This is a genomic window from Pseudomonas sp. 91RF (assembly GCF_003576265.1).
GTDB classification, from domain to species: domain Bacteria; phylum Pseudomonadota; class Gammaproteobacteria; order Pseudomonadales; family Pseudomonadaceae; genus Aquipseudomonas; species Aquipseudomonas kribbensis.
In genome coordinates this window covers 103,862-126,743 of the sequence record NZ_QWFC01000030.1, presented here as the reverse complement: position 1 = coordinate 126,743, position 22,882 = coordinate 103,862, and the positions used below count along the sequence as shown (strand labels likewise).

Below are 22,882 nucleotides of genomic sequence, written 5' to 3'. Positions count from 1 at the left end.
CGACCGGCTGATCCGCGTGCGCCACACCCGTGACGACGTACCGGAAAACTTCGCCCACGACCCGGCCGGCAACCTGCTGACGCAGGACCGCCCCGGCCCGGTCAGCATCAAAGGCAATCGCCTGCTGATGCAGGGCGACCGCCATTACGACTACGACGCCTTCGGCAACCTGATCCGTGAACGCCGTGGCCGCGCACAAACACTCGTCACAGAATACCGCTACGACAGCCAGCACCGCCTGATCGGCCTCATTCGTCCCGACGGCACCACCGCGACCTACCACTACGACGCCTTCGGCCGCCGCATCCGCAAAACCGTCGATGGCCAGACCACCGAGTTCTTCTGGCAAGGCGACCACCTGATCGCCGAAAGCAGCAAAGAACAACACCGCAGCTTCATCTACGAACCCGGCACCTTCCGCCCGCTGGCGATGCTCGACGGCCAAGGCCCGAAACGCGCCTGCCCGTTCTACTACCAGCTCGACCACCTCGGCACGCCGCAGGAACTGACCGACTACAGCGGCGAGATCGTCTGGTCAGCCAAATACAGCGCCTACGGCAAGGTCACCTCGCTGCAGCTCGCGACCGACGATTATCTCGACCAGCCGCTGCGCTTTCAGGGGCAGTACTTCGATGCGGAAAGCGGACTGCACTACAACCGGCATCGGTACTACGACCCGGACGTTGGACGGTACCTGACGCCGGATCCGGTGAAGCTGGCGGGTGGGTTGAATCAGTACCGGTATGTGCCGAATCCGACGGGGTGGGTGGATCCGTTGGGGTTGAGTTGTACTTGTCCGCCGCCGACCCCGCGCCGTCCGATGCGATACGAGGCCGGTCGAGTGGTCGTCGATGAGGGGGCGCCCCCTCTGCCAAAGATGACAGCGCAGGAGCGACGGGCGAGGATTGATGAGGTAGCAGAGGAGAACGCCAAGCGACGCGTAACTGAATATGAAGACCTTTATGGTATGCACACCGTCAAAAAACATAGTTCTGAAATTTCTGATCCGGCACTTAAACAGCGAGCCATCGATGGTACTGATCCTCACACTGGCGTCACCCCAACACCACCCAGAGGAAATCCAAGCTCACAGTTTCATAACTGGCGAATGCATTTGGGTGCATTAAATAAGGCGATGACTAGGGATGAAAATGGCTTAATCAGGCATACGGGTAAGGATCATAATGATACTCCGATAGTTAGGTTTGAGTTGCCTGGGGCAGGGCGGGGGTATCGACCGAATAGGACAGATCCGCAAAATCCTATTTTGAATGAAAATATGAACTGGTTTGAAGTTAAGTTTGATAGGACGAGCACGCAGGAGCCATTTACTGGTTTCCCGTCGGAGAAAAGATGATGTTGAAAGATCCGTATTTGAATGAGCGCTTTGAACCAAAGTTTACTTGGTTTATTGGCGTTTTTGATGTTTATGACCGAGAGGAGACTCGAGGCTTAGAGCTCAGTGCATATAACCCGAATACTCCTGAGGATAGAGAGATTCTCATCAGAAAGTATTGTCTGAATCTGCCATACCTTTCATATAGGCATAAGCTGGTTTTGGTTGAGGCCTTAAAAGTAGCGTTAGATGATTCAAGCTATGATTTTAGTAGCCTCTTTGATATTGACGAGCGCGAGGCGTCTAGTTGGCCTAGGGGGGAATGGTATTCGTTAGACAGTTCGCGTTGTTTTTTTCAAGAGGTCTACCGTTTGGCCGGAGATGTCTGGAGGGAGGACCTTGAACTCGCAGCGAGTGAGGATAGATCCACGTGGTGAGTGTGAATATTAAAATTAAAATAAACAATGGGTGTTATTGGCTTTGTTTGCTGAATTAGCGTCTAGGTAAGTAGTTAGTTACGTTAACCTACCCTTCGTGTGTAGCCCTGCTTTCGCGGGGGACGTGGTCTGGGGCTCAGCGTTGACCCATTAGTTGCGGAGAGTGAAGCTCGGAAGCGGCGAGGCTATCAATCACATGCACACTATACCCCGGCACATTCTTAGCATGATGCTTCGCCTGCGAAGCCAACTCTGCCAACTGGCTCGCATCCAGTTGCGCACACGCTTCAGGATGCAAATGCACCACGCCAATGGACAACGACAGCAACGGAAATTCCTGACGAATCCCCTGGCGATTCGGCGCAACAAAACACCCAGCCTCAAGGTGTTCGGGGCGGTAAAACCGTCGGCATTGGCTCTGGAAATCATCAAGCAACTGGTTCAGCCGTTTGCGCCAATCCTCCGGGCCGAGCACCAACAGGAAATCGTCACCACCGATGTGGCCAACGAAATCGCGGGACGGGTCGACGCGTTCGTTCAGGCATTGCGCCAGACACAACAACACCTCATCCCCACGCCCATACCCATAGATATCGTTAAAGGGCTTGAAGCTGTCGATATCGACATAGCAAATAACCGACTCCCGCCCCTGTTGCAGTAAGCGAGTCAAACATTGCTGAATCGGCACATTCCCCGGCAACAAGGTCAGCGGGTTGGCATACCGAGCCTGCTGAATTTTCAGCTCGGTAATCAGTTTGAGCACGTCGATCACCCGCCCCAGGCCCAGATAGCTGCCATTGAGGGTGATGATGAAATCTTCTTCGATGCGCTGTCGGGCGCGGCTGGTGATCAGGCGGCTGACCTGTTGCAGCGACTGGCTCATTTCCACGGCGAGGAAGTCGTCGTTCATCAGGCGGCTGATCGGTTTGCGGGCGAACAGGTCGGTGGCGAATGGCTTGAGCAGCGCGTCGGACAATGAATGGCGATGCACGATGCCGCAGGGCTGGCCTTGTTCGTCCAGCACTGCCAGCGAGTTCAGGTTGGCCTGGCGGCGAAACGCTTCGAGGACCGTGGCGGTGGGTGTGTCGCGATTCACGGCCGGCTGATCGTTGAGCAGGGCGCTGAGGTCGCTGCCTTCGTCATTCAGCGCCACTGCGCTGCTGTCGTGTTTGGGCATCAGGGCCCGGGCGTCGCGTGGCGGGTGTTCCTGCGGGCGCCCGAGCAGGTAGCCCTGGACCAGATCGACACCCATTTCGGTCAGCACCGCCAGCTCTTCCGGTAGTTCGATGCCTTCGGCAATCACCTGGGCCCGGGAGGCCTTGGCGATTTGCAGGATCGATCCGACGAACTCGCGTTTCAACGCATCCTGGTGAATGCCGTCGATAAAGTGTCGATCGATTTTCACGTAATCGGGACGCAGCTCCGACCACAGGCGCAGGCTCGAATAACCTGCGCCAAGATCGTCCAGTGCAATCGAAAACCCCATCGCCCGGTAGTGATGCAGTGCCGTTTGCAGCAACTGAAAGTCGTCGATCGGCGTCTGTTCGGTGAGTTCGATCACCACCTGGCTCGGTGGAATGCCGAAGTCCTGCAGCAGTTGCAGCGTGCGCCCTGGCTGGTGCGCAGCTTCGAGCAGGGATTCGGGAGAGACGTTGAGAAACAGTTTGCCCGGCAGTTGCTGTTCGTTGAAACGGCGGCAGGCGCTTTGGCGGCAGGCGATTTCCAGTTCGCTCAAACGCCCGGCCTGACGAGCCACGGCGAACAGGGCGATGGGGGAGTGCAGCGGGCTGTTGGACGGGCCGCGAGTCAGGGCTTCATAGCCGAGAATGCGTCGTTCAGAGAGGCAAATGATCGGCTGGAACAGGCTGTGCAAACCGCTTTGAGTCAGGATCGAGCTCAAGGCACTCAGCTGTTCGGTCGTGGTCATGGCAATCTCTGGCGATAAAAAAAGGACTGGGAGCGCTCTCGATGAAGAGAACCGCTCCCAGTCCTTTATTGCACGACAGAATGATGACTGTTTGATGACGATCCGGGGATCGTCACCATTAAATTGCCATCACCTTACTTCTTGGCCACCTGATTGCTCAGCTTCAGGTAATCCAGCAGCACGCGCCCGGTTTCGCTCAGGTAGGCGTCGTCTTCCGGTTTGACCTTGTCCGGCTCGGCTGCCGCAAGAGCGTCGTCGTCTTCTTTCTTCAGCTCTTTGAGCGGTTCTTCGCCTTTGGCCTTGCGACGGATGTTTTCCATCGCCAGTTGCTTGGCGTCGATGTCGGCGTGCTGGGCACGACGGTCGGCTTCATTGAGGCTGACGGTTTTCTCTTCCAGCAGCTTCTGCGCCAGGGCCAGCTTGTCGCGGATGAACACGAACTCCGCGTCCTTGGCCGAACGGGCATCATGCTCGGACTTGAGCTGGGCCAGATACGGCTTGAACGGGTCGACCGCCGGTTTGATCGCCGCGCGGATGGTGTCCCACGGCATGGCTTCCGGCAGGGCGCTCTCGCCGATTTCCTTGGTGTCGATGATCGACGGGTAGTCGATGTCCGGCAGTACGCCCTGATGCTGGGTGCTCTGGCCGGAAACCCGGTAGAACTTGGCCAGGGTCAGTTTCAGTTCGCCATGGTTCAGCGGCTGGATGGTCTGCACGGTGCCTTTGCCGAAGGTCTGGCCGCCGATGATCAGTGCGCGGTGGTAGTCCTGCATGGCGCCGGCGAAGATCTCCGAAGCCGAGGCGGACAGGCGGTTGACCAGCAGCGCCATCGGGCCTTTGTAGAACGCGCCCGGGTTTTCATCTTCAAGCACATCGACCCGGCCATCGGCGTTACGCACGAGCACGGTAGGGCCCTTGTCGATGAACAGGCTGGTCAGCTCGGTGGCTTCCTGCAGGGAACCGCCGCCGTTGTTGCGCAGGTCGATGACCACGCCGTCGACTTTCTCTTTCTGCAGTTCGGTCAGCAGTTTCTTGACGTCGCGAGTGGTGCTCTTGTAGTCCGGATCACCGGCACGGAACGCCTTGAAGTCCAGATAGAAGGCTGGAATCTCGATCACGCCGAGCTTGTAGTCCTTGCCGTCCTGTTTGAGGCTCAGGATGGATTTCTTCACGGCCTGGTCTTCGAGCTTCACCGCTTCACGGGTGATCGGCACGATCTTGCTGGTCTGGTCGTTAGGCGCATTGCTGGCCGGGATGACTTCCAGACGCACCACGGTGCCTTTCGGACCACGGATCAGCTTGACCACTTCGTCCAGGCGCCAGCCGACCACGTCGACCATCTCTTTGTTGCCCTGGGCAACGCCGATGATCTTGTCCGCCGGAGCAACTTGCTTGGTCTTGTCGGCAGGACCTGCCGGCACCAGACGCACGACCTTCACTTGATCGTTGTCGCTCTGCAACACGGCGCCGATGCCCTCGAGGGACAGGCTCATGTTGATGTCGAAGTTTTCCGCGTTATCCGGCGACAGATAGTTGGTGTGCGGATCGTAGGACATGGCGAAGGTGTTGATGTACGCCTGGAAGATGTCTTCGGCACGGGTCTGGTCCAGACGCGCCAACTGGTTCTTGTAGCGCTTGGTCAGGGTTTCCTGGATCTGCTTCGGCTCTTTGCCGGCGATCTTCTGCCGCAGCACTTCGTCCTTCACGCGTTTGCGCCACAGGTCGTCAAGTTCGGCGGTGGATTTGAGCCACGGAGCATCCTTGCGATCGATCAGCAAGGTTTCCTTCGTGGTGAAGTCCATCTTGTCGACGCCTTTGTCCAGCTCGGCGATGGCGAAGTCCAGACGCGCCTTCACGCGGTCCAGATAACGCTTGTAGATGGTGAAGCCGGCGTTGAGGTCGCCGCTCTTGAGGAAGTCGTCGAACTGGTACTTCCACTTGTCGAATTCGGCGATATCGCTGGCCATTAAGTAGCTGCGCGACGGGTCCAGCAGCTTGATGTAGCTGTCGTAGATGATCGCCGAGCGCGCATCGTCGAGCGGCGGCTTGCTGTAGTGGTGGCGCTTGAGCAACTCGACGACGTTCAGACTGGCAATCACTTCATCGCGATCAGGCTGCAACTTGTCCCAGCTGTTGGCTGCGAATGTGCTGCCCGACACCGGCAAGAGGCCGATACCGATGAAAAGAGCGAGGGCGGTGCTGGGGAGCAGATGCTTCATGCTGATTCGACGCGGGGACAATTGATAACGCATATTAGGCCGTCTTTGAAGTCGCCGGTACCTCTACGCTCTGTACGATAACTGCTGTTCAGCGATCGTTCAGACCCCAGGGCCGGTCGCATAATGCAAAAAGCCCGGCGCTACAGCTTCGGGCTCAGTCCAGACTCACTATGGAGGCACTGTGAAGGCATTGCAAGGCGTTGAAGGTCAAGTGGCATGGGTTGATGAACCAAGTCCTACGTGTGATGTAGGACAAGTTCGCATCCGGGTGGCGGCAGCGGGCCTCAATCGCGCGGATTTATTACAGAAGGCGGGCCTTTATCCACCGCCGCCGGGTGCCAGTCAGGTGCTGGGGCTTGAATGCTCCGGCGTTATCAGCGAAGTCGGCGCCGGCTCGTCCTGGCAGGTTGGTGATCGGGTCTGCGCCTTGCTGGCCGGGGGCGGGATGGCCGAAGAAGTGGTCGTCGACGGGCGGCATGTGCTGCCGGTTCCGGAAGGTGTGTCGCTGATCGAAGCGGCTGCACTGCCTGAGGTGTACGCGACGGTCTGGCTGAATGTGTTTCAACTCGCTGCGCTCAAACCGGGTGAGAAAGTTCTTCTGCATGCCGGCGCCAGTGGCATCGGTTCCGCCGCCATTCAACTGTGCAAGGCGTTTGGCAATCCGTGCTGGGTCAGCGTCGGCTCGGCCGAGCGTTTGGCCTACTGTGAAGCGCTGGGCGCCCAGGGCGGCGTGGTGCGCACTGACGATCTGGAAAGCCTGCGAGACTTCGGGCCGTTCGATGTGATCCTGGATCCGGTCGGCGGCAATTATTCCGCATTGAATCTCAAGCTGATGGCTCAGGACGGGCGCTGGGTGCTGATCGGCCTGATGGGTGGTCGCGAAGCGAAACTGGATCTCGCCCAGGTGCTGGCCAAGCGTGTGCAACTGCTGGGCTCGACCCTGCGCAGCCGTGACGATCAGTTCAAGGCGGATCTGTTCAGCGATCTGAGCCAGCATGTGTGGCCGCTGTTTTCCGAAGGGCGCCTGAAACCGCAACTGGCCAAAACCTTTGCGATCAAGGATGCCGAAGCGGCGTTCGCCGAGCTGGCGAGCAACACGGTCGCCGGGAAGCTGGTACTGGTGATCGACGACAGCCTGAGCTGATCATCGAGGCTTGTGGGAGCAAGTGTGCTCCCACAAGACAATCGCTTACTTCCAGAGATGGATCGGCCAGCCAGCTTTCTCGGCCTGCTCGCGCAACACCGGATCCGGATTGACCACATGCGGGTAATCCACTTTCAACAGCAACGGCAGATCATTGCGTGAGTCGGAATAGAAGCTCGCGCCCTCAAGGTTTTCCTCTTCGGCGTCCAGCCATTCCAGCAGACGGGTGATCTTGCCTTCGCGATAGGTCAGGGTGCCTACGGTGTGGCCGCTGTACACGCCATGGGCCACTTCCAGTTCGATGCCCAGAACTTCATCGATGCCCAGTCGTTCGGCAATCGGTTTGACCAGGTGTGTGCCCGAGGCCGAGATCACCAGAATCCGGTCGCCGGCCTTGCGGTGGACGGCGATGGTTTTGGTCGCGTCACTGAAGATGATCGGCTCGATGAAGTCCTCGACCCAGGGGCCGACCAGATGCTCGACTTCTTCCGGGGTGCGACCGATCAGCGGTTCGAGGCTGAACTCCATGTAGTCTTCCATGCGCAACTTGCCATGGCTGTAGGCGTCCATGAGTTCATTGTTCTTGCGCATGAACGACTCGGGATCGACCCAGCCCAGGCGGCCCATCTGCTCGCTCCAGAGGGTGGCGCAGTCGCCGTGGATCAGGGTTTCGTCCAGATCAAAAATTGCCAGGGCCATCAGTGCAGTTCTCTCTTCAACGTCAGCAAAGTCATCAGGCTACCTCACACAGGGCTGTCGGATCGATGGAAAGCGCCAGGCGCTGACCGTCGGGATGCAGATCCGCCGCCGAACGGTTGAGCACATCCACCACCAGTTCCACGCCCCGGGCCTCGATGCGGTAGCGGATCACGTTGCCCAGCAGGCTGTGGCTGCGAATCTGCGCATCGAGTTCGCCGTTCAGGCTCAGTTCGATGGCCTCCGGGCGAATCGCGATGCGGTGGCTGATCGGCCGCTGTAACAGCTTCGAGGCACTCTCGGCATCCAGCAGGTTGTAGTTGCCGATGAAGCCGGCGGCAAACACGTCGACCGGTGCGGTGTAGAGGGTTTCGGCATCGCCGCTTTGTACGATCTTTCCCTGATTCATCAGGAAAATCCGGTCAGACATGGTCAGGGCTTCTTCCTGATCGTGTGTGACGAAAATCGTGGTCAGGCCGAGTTCGCGCTGGATCTGACGGATCTGTTCGCGCAGGTGTTTGCGAATCCGTGCATCAAGAGCCGACAGTGGCTCATCCAGCAGCAACAGACGCGGACGGGTGACCAGCGAGCGGGCGAGGGCGACGCGCTGACACTGACCGCCGGAGAGTTGGTGCGGATAACGGCTGGCGAAATCGTTGAGCTCAACCAGTTTCAACGCCTCGGTGACACGTTTGTGGCTGTCGTCCGGATTGACCTTCTGCATGCGCAGACCAAAGGCGACGTTCTGCTCCACGGTCATGTTGGGGAACAGCGCATAGCTCTGGAACACCATGCCGATCCCGCGCTTCTGTGGTGTCAGCGGCACGATGTCGACGCTATCGAGCAGAATCTTGCCGCCATCCACCGGCGTTAGGCCGGCGATACAGCGCAGCAGGGTGGATTTGCCGCAACCGGACGGTCCGAGCAGGGTGACGAATTCACCTTTCTGGATTTCGCAGTTGATGTCGCTGAACACCGTGGTGCCCGCATAGTTTTTCTGAAGGTGTTGGACGCTGACATAGCTCATTCGCTTTTGTCCTTGTTCAAGATGTTGGCGACCCAGGTCAGGACCAGCACGAAAAAGAAGTAGGAAATCACCAGTGCGCTGGTGAAGTGACCGCTGCTGTTGCGCATGTTGTTGAGGTAGACCTGCAGGGTTTCGTAGCGGGTGCCGACCAGGATGTTGGCGAACACGAACTCACCGAACAGGAATGAGAATGACAGCAGCAACGCGACCATCAGGCCCTTGCGCAGGTTCGGCAGCACCACCAGGAAAGCCGCCTGGAAGGTACTGGCGCCGAGCAGTTGGGCGGCATCCATCAGGTCGCGCAGGTTGATCGCTTGCAGGTTGTTGGTGATCGCCCGGTACATGAACGGCAGCGCCACGGTGAAGTAGCAACCGATCAGGATCCACGGTGTGCCGACCATCGCGAATGGTCCGGAACCATAGAGCTGCAACAGGCCCACCGACGACACCACCGGCGGTACCGCGAAGGGCAGCAGGATCAGGATGTTCATCAGCGCATCGAGTTTCGGGAAGTGGTAATGCACCACGAACAGCAGCGGCAAAATCAGCACCACCGACAGGATCAGCGCGCCGACGCACACCAGCAGCGACTGGCCGAAGGCATGCAGGAAGCGCGGGTCGCTCCACAACTGGATGTACCACTTGAAGGTGAAGCCGCTGGGCAGCACGGTGGCCGACCAGCTGCTGGCGATCGAGTAGATCAGAGTGCCCAGCAACGGCAGCAGCAGAATGGCGAACAGCAGGTAGACCACGACGCGGTGGTAGACGCCGGCCGGGCCGGATTCAGCGCGAGACATGGTAGCTCCTCTTCAGCAGCAGTTGATGCACGACGGTCACCAGGGTCATCAGCGCCACCAGGACCACGGCCAGGGCGCTGGCCAGGTTCGGATCGAGGGAAATGTCGCCGGACACCATCGCCGCAATGCGGATCGGCAGCACGTTGAAGTTGCCGGTAGTCAGCGCGTACACCGTGGCATAGGCGCCGAGGGCGTTGGCCAGCAGGATCACGAAGGTGCCGAGCAGGGCCGGGGTCAGCACGGGCAAACCGATGTGGCGCCAGAACTGCCAGCCGTCAGCGCCGAGCAGCGCGGCGGATTCACGCCAGTCTTCACGCAGGGCGTCGAACGCCGGATACAGCAGCAGGACGCCGAGGGGAATCTGGAAGTAGGTGTAGAGGATGATCAACCCGGTTTTCGAGTACAGGTTGAAATCCTGAATGATCCCGGCCTGTTTCAGCATGATCGTGATGCTGCCGTTGAAGCCGAGCAGGATGATGAAGGCAAACGCCAGAGGCACGCCGGCGAAGTTGCTGGTCATGTTGGCGAAAGCGTTGACGAAATTACGCAGTTTCGAATCGACCCGACGCAGGGAGTAGGCGCCGAGCACCGCGATGATGATCCCGAATACGCTCGACCAGAAACTGATTTCGAGGCTGTACTGGATCGCCTGCAGATAGAACTTCGAACTGAAGATCTTGCTGAAGTTGGCGAAGCCCCAACCGAATTCTTCCGATTGCAGGCTGTTGATCATCACCCAGATCAGCGGGGCGATTTCGAACACGATAAAGAACAGCGCGAAAGGCACCAGGCACAGGGCCGCCAGCCATTTGCCGCGAGTCATTGAGTTCACTTGAGCAACTCCCGGCACACAGGTTTGTCGTGGGGCACGCCGAGCAGTTCGCAGACGGTGCCGCAGATGTCGGTCTGCTTCGGTGCAGCTTCGCTGTCCAGGCTGAAGGCATCACCGAGTACGAACAACGGCACCTGACGTTCTTCCGGCAGCAGGCCGTTGTGCGAGCGGTCGTTGTTCATGCCGTGGTCGGCCGTCACCAGCACCTGGCAGCCGGCGTCGAGCCAACCTTGCAGGTAGTCGGCGAGGATGATGTCGGCGCTGCGCGCGCTGTTTCGGTATTGCGGGGTGTCGAGGCCGTGCTTGTGCCCGGCGTCGTCAATGTTCATCGGGTGGATCAGCAGAAAATCCGGTGCGTGGCGCAGGCGCAGGTTTTCGGCGTCGGCGAACAGGTGCGAGTCCGGATAGTGATCGTTCCAGTAGAAGTGGCCGTGCTGGATCGGCAGTGTAGGGTCATCGGTGTGACGATCCCGGGCGGCAACGAACGGCGAGCGGTTGTACAGCTCGCTGACCCAGTGGTACGCCGCGGCGGCGGTTTTCAGACCGGCATCACGTGCGTAGTGATAGATGCTGCGCTGATTGGACAGGCGCGAGACGTTGTTGTGGACGATGCCGCTGTCGATAGGCGGTACGCCCGTGAGGATGCATTCGTAAAGCGGTCGGGACAGGGCCGGCAGCTCGCACTCCAACTGGTAGAGCGCGGCGCGTCCTGCGCCAACGTAAGCCTGCAGATGCCCCATGGCGTGACGCGCGACCTCGTAGTTGAGGCCGTCGAGCACGACAAGGATGACGGTGTGCTTCATAGGGGCAAAAACTCCGCGAAATTCAAATATCTCGAAATCAACTCAATCCCCTGTGGGAGCGAGCCTGCTCGCGAAGGCGGTTGTTCACTCAACGATGATGTTGACTGAGACGGCGCATTCGCGAGCAAGCCCGCTCCCACATTTGGATTTTCAACAGATCACAAAGGGGTGATCAGCAGCTTTATTTCATCTCTACGATGACTTCTTCGTTCCACTTCTGCGGCAGAGCCTTCGAGGTTTTTTCCCACGCATCGGCGTCCTTGATCGGCGTGACCTTCTTGTACTGCTCGTTCGGCAGCAGTTTGGCTTTCACGTCTTCCGGCAGGGTCAGGTGCTCGGCGCGGATCGGACGGGCGTTGCCGCGGGCGAGGTTGGTCTGGCCGGCGTCGCTGAAGATGTATTCGCGGGTCAGCTTGGCGGCGTTCGGGTTCTTCGCGTATTTGTTGATGATGGTGGTGTAGCCGGAAATCACCGAACCGTCGGACGGGATCAGCACCACGTAGTCATCCGGGTTGGCCATCTTGGCCTTGTAGCTCAGGCCGTTGAAGTCCCAGACCACGCCGACTTCGATCTCGCCTTTTTCCATGGTGGCGATGGTCGGGTTGGCCATCGACAGGCGGCCCTGCTTGGCGATGTCTGCGAACAGCAGCAGGGCAGGCTGGATGTTTTTCTCGTCGCCGCCGTTGGCCAGTGCTGCGGCGAGTACGCCGTTGGCCGCCTGGGCCGCGGTGCTCACGTCACCGATGGAGACCTTGTATTTGCCGCCCTTGAGGTCAGCCCATTTGGTCGGTACTTCGGAACCGTGCAGCAGCTTCTTGTTGACGATGAAAGCGATGGTGCCGGTGTAGGCCAGTGCCCAGTTGCCGTCCTTGTCCTTGGCCCAGGCCGGTACCTGATCCCAGGTGGTCGGCTTGTAAGGTTGCACCACGCCTTGTTTGACCGCGATCGGGCCGAAAGCCGCGCCGACGTCGCCGATGTCGGCGGTGGCGTTGTCTTTCTCGGCGGCGAACTTGGCGATTTCCTGGGCCGAGCTCATGTCGGTGTCGATGTGTTTCAGGCCGTAGGTCTTGGCCAGGTCTTCCCAGGTGCCTTTCCAGTTGGCCCAGTCATCGGGCATGCCGACGCTGTTGACGGCGCCTTCCGCTTTCGCAGCGGCTTCGAGGGTTTTCAGATCATCAGCCGCCATGGCGGCGGTGCACATGGCAATGGTCGAGCCTAACAGTGTTGCCAGGAAAAGCTGTTTCATTCCGAAGCTCCTTGGTCGTGTTCAACGCTGCGATTGCGGTTTGTGTTGGTCTAGGTCAGCAATACCTGAGCCAATGTAGGGGGGCTGGATGACACTTTGATGTCGGCGGATGCCTGACCAGCGATTATTTTCTCCGGTATCTATGGCTGCCCGGTAAGCGTAGACCACCCTCAAAGTCCCGGCTGGCAAGGGACTTGGCCGATGTATTGCAAGTTGTCAGCGCGACCGCTCGGTAGTTTTGTCATCTCTCGGTCATCTGCACTGCCTAGGCTTGCAACACGACCGAACGGCGCAATAGTCGTGCGGTTTTGCCCCGAAACAGTGCTGGTCTAGTCCAGATAGGTAACGTTGATGCGCGATGAGGCAACAAAAGCGGTGACAGCCATTGGGCAGATCCTTCAGGAGCAACTCGACCACGGTTTGCTCGTGGCGGGCAGCAAGTTGCCGGCCGAGCGCAAGCTCAGCGAGTTGTTCGGCACGACGCGCATTACTGTGCGTGAAGCCTTGTTGCAACTGGAGGCCCAAGGGCAGATTTATCGCGAGGAACGTCGGGGCTGGTTCGTGTCGCCACCGCGGCTGGCCTACAACCTGATGCAGCGCAGTCACTTTCACGCGATGGTCAGTGCGCAGGGGCGGGTGCCGTCGACCGAGGTGATTTCGGCGCGGTTGCAGCCGGCGTCAGCGGCGGTGTGTGCGTGGTTGCAGTTGCCGGCGTTGTCGAGCGTGATTCAGATCTGCCGGTCGCGGCGGATCGACGGGCGGCTGGTGTTGTATGTGGAGCATTATCTGAATCCGCAGTATTTCCCGGGGATTCTGGAGTTTGATTTGAATCAGTCGATTACCGAGCTGTATGCGCGGCATTACGATTTGCACTATGGGCGGGTGCGGTTCGAGATTGTGCCTACGTCTTTATCGGTCGATGCGGCGGCGGCTTTGCGGGTGTCGGTGGGGAGTCCGGGGTTGCGGATTGCTCGGGTCAATTATGATCAGGCTGGGCGGTTGATTGATTGTGATCTGGAGTTTTGGCGGCATGATGCGATTCACGTTGGGGTTGACGTTGTTTGACCTTGACCTTGACCTTGGCGGCCTCTGGGCCGGCCAGGTTTTGGGTTGATTGGGGTGAATATCCGTTGCTTCGGGTGTTGCGGCTGGCGGTTTCGCTCTTACAGCGACTCCCTTTGGCAAACGCCCCAAAGGAAGCAAAGGTCTGGGCCCCGGCGTTCGGCCCCTCGCTGAGGCTCGGGGTTCCTTCGCTCCGGAATTCATCCGGGGGCATCGCCTCCGGTTTGCTTCGCTGCACCTCCTCTCGATGTGTTTGGCTTCGCCAAACGGCGCTGCGCGCCTACCCCCCGGATGAATCCCTCCACTCAGCCTTCCGATGGGGCCGGCACGTCAAAAGCGGTACTCGAGCTAACGCTCATCGTTTTGAGTGGGGGAGGCGTGGAGGTTGGTTACTCCTGAGTTTGGCCACCACCGCCTGCTGTGATCACTTGCACATTCATTCTTGGGGTCGCCAGATCCAGTCCTGCCTCATCCAGATGCCGTTTCAGCGACAAATTGAACGCCCGTGAAACTTCCCACTGTTTGATCGGGGCGGTCTTGAAGCGGGCGCGCAATATTGCGTTGCCGGATTCGAAGCTTTCCACACCCTGAATCTCCAGCGGCGACCAGATGTTGCGTCGCTGCAGCGGGTCGGTGCGCATTTTCTGGCCGACTTCACGCATCAGTTTGATGGCTTCGTCGATGTTCATGTTGAACGGTACGGCCACGCGGAAGATTGCGTAGCCGAATTCCCGGGAGTAGTTCTTGATGCTTTTGATTTCGCTGAACGGGATGGTGTGGACGATGCCGTCGATGTCCCGCAGGCGGACGGTGCGGATGGTCAGGCCTTCGACGGTGCCGAGGTGGCCGCCGACGTCGACGTAGTCGTCGATGGCCAGGGAGTCTTCGATGATGATGAACAGGCCGGTGATCAGGTCGGCCACCAGTGACTGGGCGCCGAAGCCGATCGCCAGGCCGATGACGCCGGCACCGGCCAGCAGGGGCGTGACGTTCATGCCCATGTTCGCCAGCGCGACGATCAGGGCGATGATGAAGATCGCGACGAACAGCACGTTGCGGATCAGCGGCATCATCGTCTGCGCGCGGGCGTTGGCCAAGCCCTTGCGTGAGCGGGTGAGGGCGTGGTGGACGGCGGTGTCGCTGAGGATCCAGATCAGCCAGGCGAAGATCAGCGTGCCGATCAGGCTGAACAGTTTGACGCTGATGTCGTGGCCTTCGCCTTCGGTGAAGCCGATCAGTGACATGCCCCAGACCCGCAGGCCGAGCTCGATGAAGGCCAGCCACACCAGCAGATGCGCGAGGGTGTAGAAGAAGCTTTTCAGGCGCTCGGAATACAGCGCATGACGTTTCGGCCCGCGTTGGGGTTTGAGGGCGTGGCGGCGGACGAGGCCGTTGATGACCATGCACAACACCAGCAGCACGGTGCAGATCAGCGACTGGCGCAAGGCTGTGCTGGTGTCTCCGGCGGAGACGAAGGTGGCGAACAGGGAAATCCCTACCAGCACCAGCGCCGGCACGTACCAGAAGGTGCCGAGGATATCGATGGTGTCGCTGAGGGCGCGGCGGGTCAGGCGGCGGGACAGTGGCTGGTTGCGGATCAGGTGCGCGATGGGGCGGCGGAAGCGCAGGATGAACAGGCCGGTCGAGAGCGCCGCCAGCACATTGGTGACGGTGGCGGCGGTGTGGGCCAGGTGTACGCCCAGCCCTGCCACCAGACGCGGATCGTTCAGCCCTTCACCGAACGCGGCGAAGCTGCCGATCAGCCACAGCGGGCGGAAGGCCTGATGCCGCAGGATGTACAGCGCTCGGTGGCGGTGCGGGCCGTCGAGTACGGAAAAGGCGATCACGCAGATCGCCGAGAAACAGGTGCCGACCACCAGTGCGTAAGCCAGTACCATCGCCAGGCTTTTGCCCAGGGACGATGGCAGCGCGTAGCTCATGTAGACGGTGATGACCAGCGCGATCATCCACGGTCCGAGCTTGCGCAGGGCGAAGCGCAACATGTCGAGGGCCCGGGGGTGTTGCGGCAGTTCTTCGGTCAGGCCGAAGCGCATGCGCACCCGGTGGCCGAGCCAGATCAGCGCGGCGGCCAGCAGGCTCCAGACCATCAGGATCATGGCGAAGCCGAAGATGATAGGCAGCCATTCGCTGGCCGGCATTATCAGGGCGGACAGTTCGTCCTTGGCCAGTTCGAATTCGGCGGACCAGCGATTGAGCGGGCTGTCGCTGCCGGTGAACTGTTTTTCGAAATTGGCCAGGGTGCCGCCGATCAGGCCCAGAACGCCTTCTTCCGGGGTGGCCTGGGCTTTTTTCGTGGCGTCACGCAGTTTTTTCAGGTCGCCCAGTAACTGGGTGCGCTGCTGATCGTTTTCCAGGGACTTGATGACTTCGTCGAGTGACTGGCCGAGCGGTTCCTGGGCTTCCGGTTGCGCCTTGTTTGAGCCATTGAGCAGGCCGGGCAGGCTCACCGCGTGGGCAGGCGCCGACGGCAGCAGTGTCATCAGGCAGACGAGGAAAAGGCAGGGCAGGGCAAAGAAACGAGCGAACACTAGGCGGTCAACCTCGCAAGGGGCGGATCGGGCGAGTGTACGAGCCCGCCTGAATCAATGCGAGCCGGGCGCGGATTTATTCGTTGAGTTTGGCGAGGATCTTGTAGACCACGGTGGCCAGGATCATCAGCATGCCGATCCACATGGCGAACACTCCGGCGTTCTTGTCGCGGAAGTTGAAGCCGATCGCCAGCAGAATCATTCCGGACAGGATCGGAATGAGCATGGAGTGAAACGCAGACATCGAGATCATGGCGACAGCCTTGTCGAAGGGGATGATTTAAGTCTAGGTCGCTTTTTGCCGACCGGTGGTGATGTGTATCAGAAATGAGCCGGTTCGGATCCGGATGTGATGCTGACTGTTTGATTGCCATCGCCAGCAGGCTGGCTCCCACAATGGAATGCATTTCAAATGTGGGAGCCAGCCTGCTGGCGATGCTTATCAAGGACTACGGCAGTTCGCGGCTGGCGTAGAACGCGCTCAGCACTTTCACCAGATGTGCCAGGTCATGGCTGCCGCACAGTTCGCGGATCGAGTGCATGGCGAACGTCGGCAGGCCGATGTCGACGGTGCGCACGCCCAGGTGGCTGGCGGTGATCGGGCCGATGGTCGAGCCGCAGCCCATGTCGCTGCGCACCACGAAGCTTTGCACCGGGACTTCTTCGGCCATGCACAGATGACGGAAGAAACCGGCAGTTTCGCTGTTGGTGGCGTAGCGCTGGTTGCTGTTGACTTTGATCACCGGGCCAGCGTTGAGTTTCGGGCCGTGGTTGGCGTCGTGCTTCTCGGCGTAGTTCGGGTGTACGCCGTGGGCGTTGTCGGCCGAGACCAGCAGGGATTTCTGAATGGTGCGGACGAACTCGTCACCCTCCGGCAGCAGGCGACGCAGCGTCTGTTCCAGCATCGGGCCGTCGGCGCCGCACGCCGAGCAGGAGCCGACTTCTTCGTGGTCGTTGCACACCAGCACGCAGGTTTCTTCAGTGTCGGCAGTCAGCAGGGCTTGCAGGCCGGCGTAACAGGACAACAAGTTGTCGAGACGGGCGCCGGCGATGAAGTCACCGTTCAGGCCGATGACGGCGGCGCTCTGGGTGTCGTAAAAGCTCAGCTCGTAATCGAGCACCACGTCGGCATTCAGACCGTGTTCGCGGGCCAGTTGATCGGTCAATACGGCGCGGAAATCCACACGCTCGTCACCGGCGAACTGCGCGAGAATCGGCGGCAGTTCGGTCTGGGCGTTGATGGCCCAGCCTTGGTTGGCTTCACGATTGAGGTGAATCGCCAGGTTGGGAATGATCGCGATCGGGGCCTTGAAGTCGATCAACTGGCTCTCGACCTTGCCGTCGCGGCGGAAGGTGACGCGGCCGGCCAGTGACAGATCACGGTCGAACCACGGCGCCAGCAGCGCGCCGCCGTAGACTTCGACACCGAGTTGCCAGAAGCCTTGGCGTTGCAGTTCAGGTTGTGGCTTGACCCGCAGGCACGGGCTGTCGGTGTGGGCGCCGACCAGGCGGATGCCGTCGTGCAGCGGGGAGTTGCGGCCCATCTTGATCGCGACGATCGAGGAGTCGTTACGGGTGACGTAGTAACGGCCATTGGCTTCGGTGTGCCAGGTCTCGCGCTCGTCAAGGCGCACATAACCGGCGGCCTCCAGGCGTTGAACAAGGCTGGCGGTGGCGTGGAACGGGGTAGGGGAGGCCTTGAGGAAGTCGATCAGGCCTTGGTTCAACTCTTCGCGCATAAGAAGCTCCAGACAGCAATGGGCGGGAGTTTAACGCATCGGCCTGATGCTTGGGACATTGTGGTGGGGTCAGAACGGCGCCGGGCAGTCGAAGCGCAAACGCTCACCGGTTTGCGGGTGAGTGAAGCTGAGCATGCTTGCGTGCAGGCACAGACGCGGCCAGGCGGCGAGGGCTTGTTCGTGAGCGTAGAGCCCGTCACCGAGCAGCGGATGACCGATGGACAGCATGTGTACGCGCAACTGGTGCGAACGGCCGGTGATCGGCGTCAGTTCGACACGGCACCAGTCGCCGCAACGTTCCAGCACGCGCCAGAAGGTCAGGGCGTGTTTGCCGAATTCGTGGTCTACGACGTGGCGTGGTTTGGTTGGCGGGTCGTAGCGCAGGGGCAGGTCGATGCTGCCGCTGTCCAGCTCCGGCTGGCCCCAGGCCAGGGCGGTGTAGGCCTTTTCGGTTTCGCGGTCGTGAAACTGCCGCGACAGTTCGCGGTGGGTGTCGGCGTCGCGAGCGAGCAGGATGATGCCGGAGGTTTCCCAGTCCAGACGATGGACGATACGCGCTTCCGGGTAGCCGTTTTCCTGCAGGCGGGTGATCAGGCAGTCCTTGTTGTCATCGGCCCGGCCGGGCACCGAGAGCAACAGGGTCGGTTTGTTCACCACCAGTACGGCGGCGTCCTGATGGATGATGTGGATGTTGGACAGCGGCATTAAAACAGCCTCGTAACAAATGCCAACGGCGGCTCAGGGCCCTTCCGCTGTCGGAAGGGCCCTGAGCCGCCGTCGTTCCTGCCGGATCGACTCAGCGATCGGGCAGGGTGATGTTGAGTTCCAGAATCGAGCAGCTGCCCTGGCTTTCCAGTGCCACGTGTACGTCGTCGTTGCCGATGTTGACGTACTTGCGGATCACTTCCACCAGTTCCTTCTGCAAGGATGGCAGGTAGTCAGGGGTGCTGCGCTGGCCGCGTTCATGCGCCACGATGATCTGTAGACGCTCTTTCGCGACCGAGGCGGTACTTGGCTTTTTGTTGGCACGAAAGAAGTCAAAAAGGTTCATTACCTACCTCCAAACAGACGCTCGAAGAATCCCTTCTTCTCGACATTCAGGAACCGGTGTTCTTTTTCCTTGCCCAGCAAGCGATCAACGGTATCGCTGTAGGCCTGGCCGGCGTCGCTCTGGTCGTCGAGGATCACCGGGACGCCCTGGTTGGAAGCCTTGAGCACGGCCTGGGATTCCGGAATGACACCCAGCAGGCGCACGGCGAGGATTTCCTTGACGTCTTCGACGCCCAGCATTTCGCCTTTTTCGACGCGCTCCGGGTGGTAGCGAGTGATCAGCAGGTGTTCCTGGATCGGCTCTTCGCCTTTTTCGGCGCGACGGGACTTGCTGGCCAGCAGGCCGAGCATGCGGTCCGAGTCACGTACCGAGGACACTTCAGGGTTGGTCACGACGATCGCTTCGTCAGCGAAGTACATGGCCAGGTGGGCGCCTTTCTCGATGCCCGCCGGGGAGTCGCAGACCACGAACTCAAATTGTTCCTTGAGCTCCATCAGGACTTTTTCCACGCCTTCCTGGGTCAGCGCGTCTTTGTCGCGGGTCTGGCTGGCGGCCAGTACGTAGAGGTTTTCCAGGCGCTTGTCTTTGATCAGGGCCTGTTGCAGGTTGGCTTCGCCGTTCACCACGTTGACGAAGTCATACACCACGCGGCGCTCGCAACCCATGATCAGGTCGAGGTTACGCAAGCCCACGTCGAAGTCGACGATCACTGTTTTGTGGCCGCGCAGAGCGAGGCCGGTACCGATAGCGGCGCTGGTGGTGGTCTTACCCACACCACCCTTGCCGGATGTAACCACGAGAATCTTGGCCAAGGTGTTTCACCCCTAAGGAAGAAGGACTGTTCAGCCCCTGAAAAACATCTCTTGAAAACTACTGCAGTCGGACAGCCTTGGCTGGAATTCGGCTTTTGGCCTTTTTCCTACTTCGTTTGAGCCGTTTTCGCTACGTTTTAGAGATGCTTGGAAAATGCGGCAGTATCCGTTAAAGCCGAATGATGTTCAACACGTCGCCCGACAGGCTGACCTGTACGCCCGCCCCCCACATCGGATCGCGACGCAGGTCTTCGGAAACCTTGTAATGGCCTGCGATGGAGATCAGTTCAGCGCTCAATTGCTGACAGAAAATCCGCGCCTTGGTGTCACCCTTGACCCCGGCCAGCGCACGACCGCGCATCGGGCCGTATACATGGATGTTGCCATCGGCGAGAAGTTCCGCCCCCGGACTGACCGAAGACACCACCACCAGATCGCCACCTTGCGCATAGATCTGTTGGCCACCACGTACTGGCGTGGTGATTACGCGGGTCGGTTTGACGGTCGGCTCAGGCGGCTTTTCCGGCTTCTTCGGTGCAATGGGTTCGGCAGTTTCCAGCGGCCGTTCACGGGCGCCGGACGGCGGCAGCACCGGGATGTCGATGGCGATGGCGGCGGCGATGTCTTCGATGCGACTGGCGCGGATCGCCAGGGTGCGCAGGCCGTGCTGGCGGCACACGCGCATCAGGCCCGGCAGATCGACCGCGCCTTCGCCCGGCGGCAGCTTGTCCAGCGCCAGGACCAGCGGCGCGTTGCTGAAGAAGTTCGGTGCCTGGGCGACTTTGGCGGCCAGTTGCCGATCGAGGCTGTCCAGGTCGTTACGGGACAGCTCCAGCACCGTGATGGCGAGCATGCTGCCCTTCAACTGGAACACGGGATCTTGGTCTGGCGATTCGTTTTGGCTCATGTCGGCATACAACGGCTTGTCACTAAAAGTGCCGAGACTTATAACGAGAACGCCCGCCAGCCGCAAGCCGGGCTGAACGATGTAGAATGCGCGGCCACTTATTTACGGAAGCTTTAATGGATCGCCCGCGTTTTCGAAAAGCATTTCTTGCTCCACGCTTCTGGCCGCTCTGGTGCGGCCTGGGGCTGTTGTGGCTGACGGTGCAGTTGCCCTATCCGGCATTGCTGTCCATCGGTCGTTTTCTCGGCGCCCTGATGTATCGCTTCGCCGGCGACCGGCGGCGCATTGCCAAGCGCAATCTGGAACTGTGTTTCCCGGAAAAGTCCGCCGCCGAGCGCAAACGCCTGCTCAAGGAAAATTTCGCCTCCACCGGCATCGCATTCTTTGAAATGGCGATGAGCTGGTGGTGGTCCCGTCAGCGTCTGGCAAAACTGGCCCATGTCGAAGGCCTCGAGCACCTGCAAAAGGCCCAGCGCGAAGGCAAGGGCGTGATTCTGATGGCGGTGCATTTCACCACCCTGGAAATCGGCGCGGCGCTGCTCGGCCAGCAGCACACCATCGACGGCATGTACCGCGAACACAAGAACCCGCTGTTCGATTTCATCCAGCGTCAGGGCCGCGAGCGGCACAATCTCGATTCGCTGGCGGTGGAGCGCGACGACGTGCGCGGCATGCTCAAGCTGCTGCGTTCCGGGCGCGCGATCTGGTACGCGCCGGATCAGGACTACGGCGCCAAACAAAGCATCTTCGTGCCGCTGTTCGGCATTCAGGCCGCCACGGTCACCGCCACCAGCAAGTTCGCCCGACTGGGCAAGGCGCTGGTGGTGCCGTTCACTCAGGAGCGTCTGGCCGACGGCAGCGGCTATCGTCTGGTGATCCATCCGCCGCTGGAAGGGTTCCCGGGCGAGACCGAAGAAGCCGATTGCATCCGCATCAATCAGTGGGTGGAAGGCGTGTTGCGCGATTGCCCCGAGCAGTACCTGTGGGCGCACCGGCGCTTCAAGAGCCGTCCGCCGGGCGAGCCGAAGCTGTACGCCAAACGTCGTTGATTCACCTCATCCCATAAGCACCACGGAGCGTTGCAATGAGCCCAGCTGAACCGGTCACAGGTTTGATTCTTTCCGGCGGCGGGGCTCGGGCGGCGTATCAGGTGGGGGTGCTGGCGGCGATTGCCGAACTGCTGCCGCTGGGCGCGGACAATCCGTTCCCGGTGATCGTCGGCACCTCGGCCGGGGCGATCAACGCAGTCAGCCTCGCCAGCGGCGCCACGGACTTTCGGGCCGCCATCGAACGCCTGACCCTGTTCTGGCAAGGCTTTCGCAGCCATCGCGTGCTGCGCAGCGACTGGCCGGGGGTGATCCGCCAGGCCAGCCGTTTCGTCAGTCACAGTTTGTTGGGCATGGGCCGGCAATTGCCGGTGGCGCTGCTCAACAGCTCGCCGCTGCGTCATCTGCTCAATGAAAAACTGCACATGCCCGGCATCGCCGAATCCATCGCTCGCAAGCAATTGCATGCGGTGGCGGTGACTGCGTTCGGCTACGAATCCGGACAAGCGGTGACCTTCTATCAGGGCGGCGGCAGCATCGATGCCTGGCTGCGCCATCGACGCATCGGCGTGCCGACGCAATTGACCGTGGAGCACTTGCTCGCCAGTTCGGCGATCCCGCTGTTGTTCGCCCCGGTGAAAATCGGCGAGGAATTCTTTGGCGATGGCGCGGTGCGGCAATCGGCACCGATCAGCCCGGCGCTGCACCTGGGCGCGAGCCGGGTGCTGGTGGTGGGCGTCAGCGGCAACCCGCGCGGTTTCGATCCGGCACAACCGCTGGAGCGCACTTACACCGGTCAGCAGCCGACGCTGGCGCAGATCGGCGGGCACATGCTCAACAGCACCTTCATTGACAGCCTGGAAAGCGATATTGAACTGCTCCAGCGTCTGAACCAGTTCAGCCATCTAATGCCTGAAGGCACGCCGATACGCACGCTGGGTGTGGCGCCGGTGGAAGTGTTGGTGATCTCGCCAAGTCAGCCGATCGATGAAATCGCGGCGCGGCATCGTCAGGAACTGCCGGCGGCGTTGCGGCTGTTCTTGCGCGGGCCGGGGGCGACCAAAACGAGCGGGGCAGGGGTGTTGAGTTATTTGCTGTTCGAGGCGGGGTATTGCAGTGAACTGATCGACCTTGGACGGCGCGATGCGCTGGCCAAGCGCGATGAGCTGTGCCGGTTTCTCGGGATTGGCGAGGCGGTGGTTCCGGCCTGAAATCAGTGGTGCAGCAATCGCCAGCAGACTGGCTCCCACCG

General features: G+C 60.3%; 20 protein-coding genes. 5 read left to right on the top strand and 15 right to left on the bottom strand.

Going from position 1 to position 22,882, the window contains the following annotated elements; genetic code table 11:
- Positions 1-1,357: RHS repeat domain-containing protein (locus DXT77_RS16800; protein WP_147407011.1), on the top strand; the 1,357-nt coding region annotated here is incomplete at its 5' end.
- Between the two features lie 552 nt (positions 1,358-1,909).
- Here the strand turns inward: DXT77_RS16800 and DXT77_RS16790 are convergent.
- Both DXT77_RS16790 and DXT77_RS16785 read right to left on the bottom strand, forming a co-directional pair.
- A complete protein-coding gene (locus DXT77_RS16790) occupies positions 1,910-3,700 on the bottom strand; it encodes a bifunctional diguanylate cyclase/phosphodiesterase (protein WP_119428462.1) in 1,791 nt (596 codons plus the stop codon).
- A 134-nt stretch (positions 3,701-3,834) separates the two neighbouring features.
- Positions 3,835-5,919: a carboxy terminal-processing peptidase gene (locus DXT77_RS16785; RefSeq protein WP_178083471.1), complete on the bottom strand. Its 2,085-nt coding sequence runs from the start codon at positions 5,917-5,919 to the stop codon at positions 3,835-3,837.
- Between the two features lie 181 nt (positions 5,920-6,100).
- Here DXT77_RS16785 and DXT77_RS16780 point away from each other — a divergent pair, with 181 nt between their 5' ends.
- Positions 6,101-7,063, top strand: a complete 963-nt coding sequence (locus DXT77_RS16780) for a zinc-binding dehydrogenase (RefSeq protein ID WP_119428460.1) — start codon at positions 6,101-6,103, stop codon at positions 7,061-7,063.
- A gap of 45 nt (positions 7,064-7,108) precedes the next feature.
- Here DXT77_RS16780 and DXT77_RS16775 read toward each other — a convergent pair whose 3' ends face one another.
- The 6 genes from DXT77_RS16775 to DXT77_RS16750 form a co-directional block, all read right to left on the bottom strand.
- Entirely contained in the window at positions 7,109-7,762 is a 654-nt protein-coding gene (locus DXT77_RS16775; protein WP_119428459.1) for an HAD family phosphatase, read from the bottom strand.
- A 34-nt stretch (positions 7,763-7,796) separates the two neighbouring features.
- Entirely contained in the window at positions 7,797-8,786 is a 990-nt protein-coding gene (locus DXT77_RS16770; RefSeq protein WP_119428458.1) for an ABC transporter ATP-binding protein, read from the bottom strand.
- Positions 8,783-9,583: an ABC transporter permease gene (locus tag DXT77_RS16765; RefSeq protein ID WP_065261898.1), complete on the bottom strand. Its 801-nt coding sequence runs from the start codon at positions 9,581-9,583 to the stop codon at positions 8,783-8,785. Before DXT77_RS16765 ends, DXT77_RS16770 begins: the two co-directional genes overlap by 4 nt.
- A complete protein-coding gene (locus DXT77_RS16760) occupies positions 9,570-10,406 on the bottom strand; it encodes an ABC transporter permease subunit (RefSeq protein WP_178083472.1) in 837 nt (278 codons plus the stop codon). The genes DXT77_RS16765 and DXT77_RS16760 overlap by 14 nt, the downstream gene beginning before the upstream one ends.
- Before the next feature lie 5 nt (positions 10,407-10,411).
- Positions 10,412-11,218 carry an alkaline phosphatase family protein gene (locus DXT77_RS16755; protein WP_119428456.1) on the bottom strand — a complete coding sequence of 269 codons (807 nt, stop codon included), beginning with the start codon at positions 11,216-11,218 and terminating at the stop codon, positions 10,412-10,414.
- 181 nt (positions 11,219-11,399) lie between these two features.
- Positions 11,400-12,464, bottom strand: coding sequence for an ABC transporter substrate-binding protein (locus DXT77_RS16750; RefSeq protein ID WP_085710620.1), 1,065 nt, complete (start codon positions 12,462-12,464; stop codon positions 11,400-11,402).
- A 351-nt stretch (positions 12,465-12,815) separates the two neighbouring features.
- On the opposite strand from DXT77_RS16750, the gene DXT77_RS16745 reads away from it, so the two are divergent.
- Entirely contained in the window at positions 12,816-13,529 is a 714-nt protein-coding gene (locus DXT77_RS16745; protein WP_114881985.1) for a UTRA domain-containing protein, read from the top strand.
- A gap of 386 nt (positions 13,530-13,915) precedes the next feature.
- Here the strand turns inward: DXT77_RS16745 and DXT77_RS16740 are convergent, their stop codons facing one another.
- The 7 genes from DXT77_RS16740 to minC form a co-directional block, all read right to left on the bottom strand.
- Positions 13,916-16,075 (bottom strand): mechanosensitive ion channel family protein, encoded by a 2,160-nt coding sequence (locus DXT77_RS16740; protein ID WP_119428455.1) that lies wholly within the window; start codon positions 16,073-16,075, stop codon positions 13,916-13,918.
- Between the two features lie 76 nt (positions 16,076-16,151).
- Entirely contained in the window at positions 16,152-16,328 is a 177-nt protein-coding gene (locus DXT77_RS29930) for a hypothetical protein (RefSeq protein ID WP_169429504.1), read from the bottom strand.
- 196 nt (positions 16,329-16,524) lie between these two features.
- The gene (locus DXT77_RS16735) at positions 16,525-17,814 is read right to left on the bottom strand and encodes a M18 family aminopeptidase (RefSeq protein WP_085710626.1); all 1,290 of its coding nucleotides are present in this window, start codon (positions 17,812-17,814) and stop codon (positions 16,525-16,527) included.
- Between the two features lie 69 nt (positions 17,815-17,883).
- Positions 17,884-18,519: an RluA family pseudouridine synthase gene (locus DXT77_RS16730; protein ID WP_119428454.1), complete on the bottom strand. Its 636-nt coding sequence runs from the start codon at positions 18,517-18,519 to the stop codon at positions 17,884-17,886.
- A gap of 91 nt (positions 18,520-18,610) precedes the next feature.
- Positions 18,611-18,865 carry a cell division topological specificity factor MinE gene (minE, locus tag DXT77_RS16725; RefSeq protein ID WP_007960071.1) on the bottom strand — a complete coding sequence of 85 codons (255 nt, stop codon included), beginning with the start codon at positions 18,863-18,865 and terminating at the stop codon, positions 18,611-18,613.
- Complete coding sequence (minD, locus tag DXT77_RS16720; RefSeq protein WP_085690474.1) at positions 18,865-19,677, bottom strand: septum site-determining protein MinD; 813 nt, start codon at positions 19,675-19,677, stop codon at positions 18,865-18,867. Before minD ends, minE begins: the two co-directional genes overlap by 1 nt.
- Positions 19,678-19,846: 169 nt before the next feature.
- A complete protein-coding gene (gene minC, locus DXT77_RS16715; RefSeq protein WP_119428465.1) occupies positions 19,847-20,584 on the bottom strand; it encodes a septum site-determining protein MinC in 738 nt (245 codons plus the stop codon).
- 116 nt (positions 20,585-20,700) lie between these two features.
- On the opposite strand from minC, the gene DXT77_RS16710 reads away from it, so the two are divergent.
- Positions 20,701-21,633: a lipid A biosynthesis lauroyl acyltransferase gene (locus tag DXT77_RS16710; RefSeq protein ID WP_119428453.1), complete on the top strand. Its 933-nt coding sequence runs from the start codon at positions 20,701-20,703 to the stop codon at positions 21,631-21,633.
- A 35-nt stretch (positions 21,634-21,668) separates the two neighbouring features.
- Positions 21,669-22,841, top strand: coding sequence for a patatin-like phospholipase family protein (locus DXT77_RS16705; RefSeq protein WP_119428452.1), 1,173 nt, complete (start codon positions 21,669-21,671; stop codon positions 22,839-22,841).
- Positions 22,842-22,882: the final 41 nt, after the last annotated feature.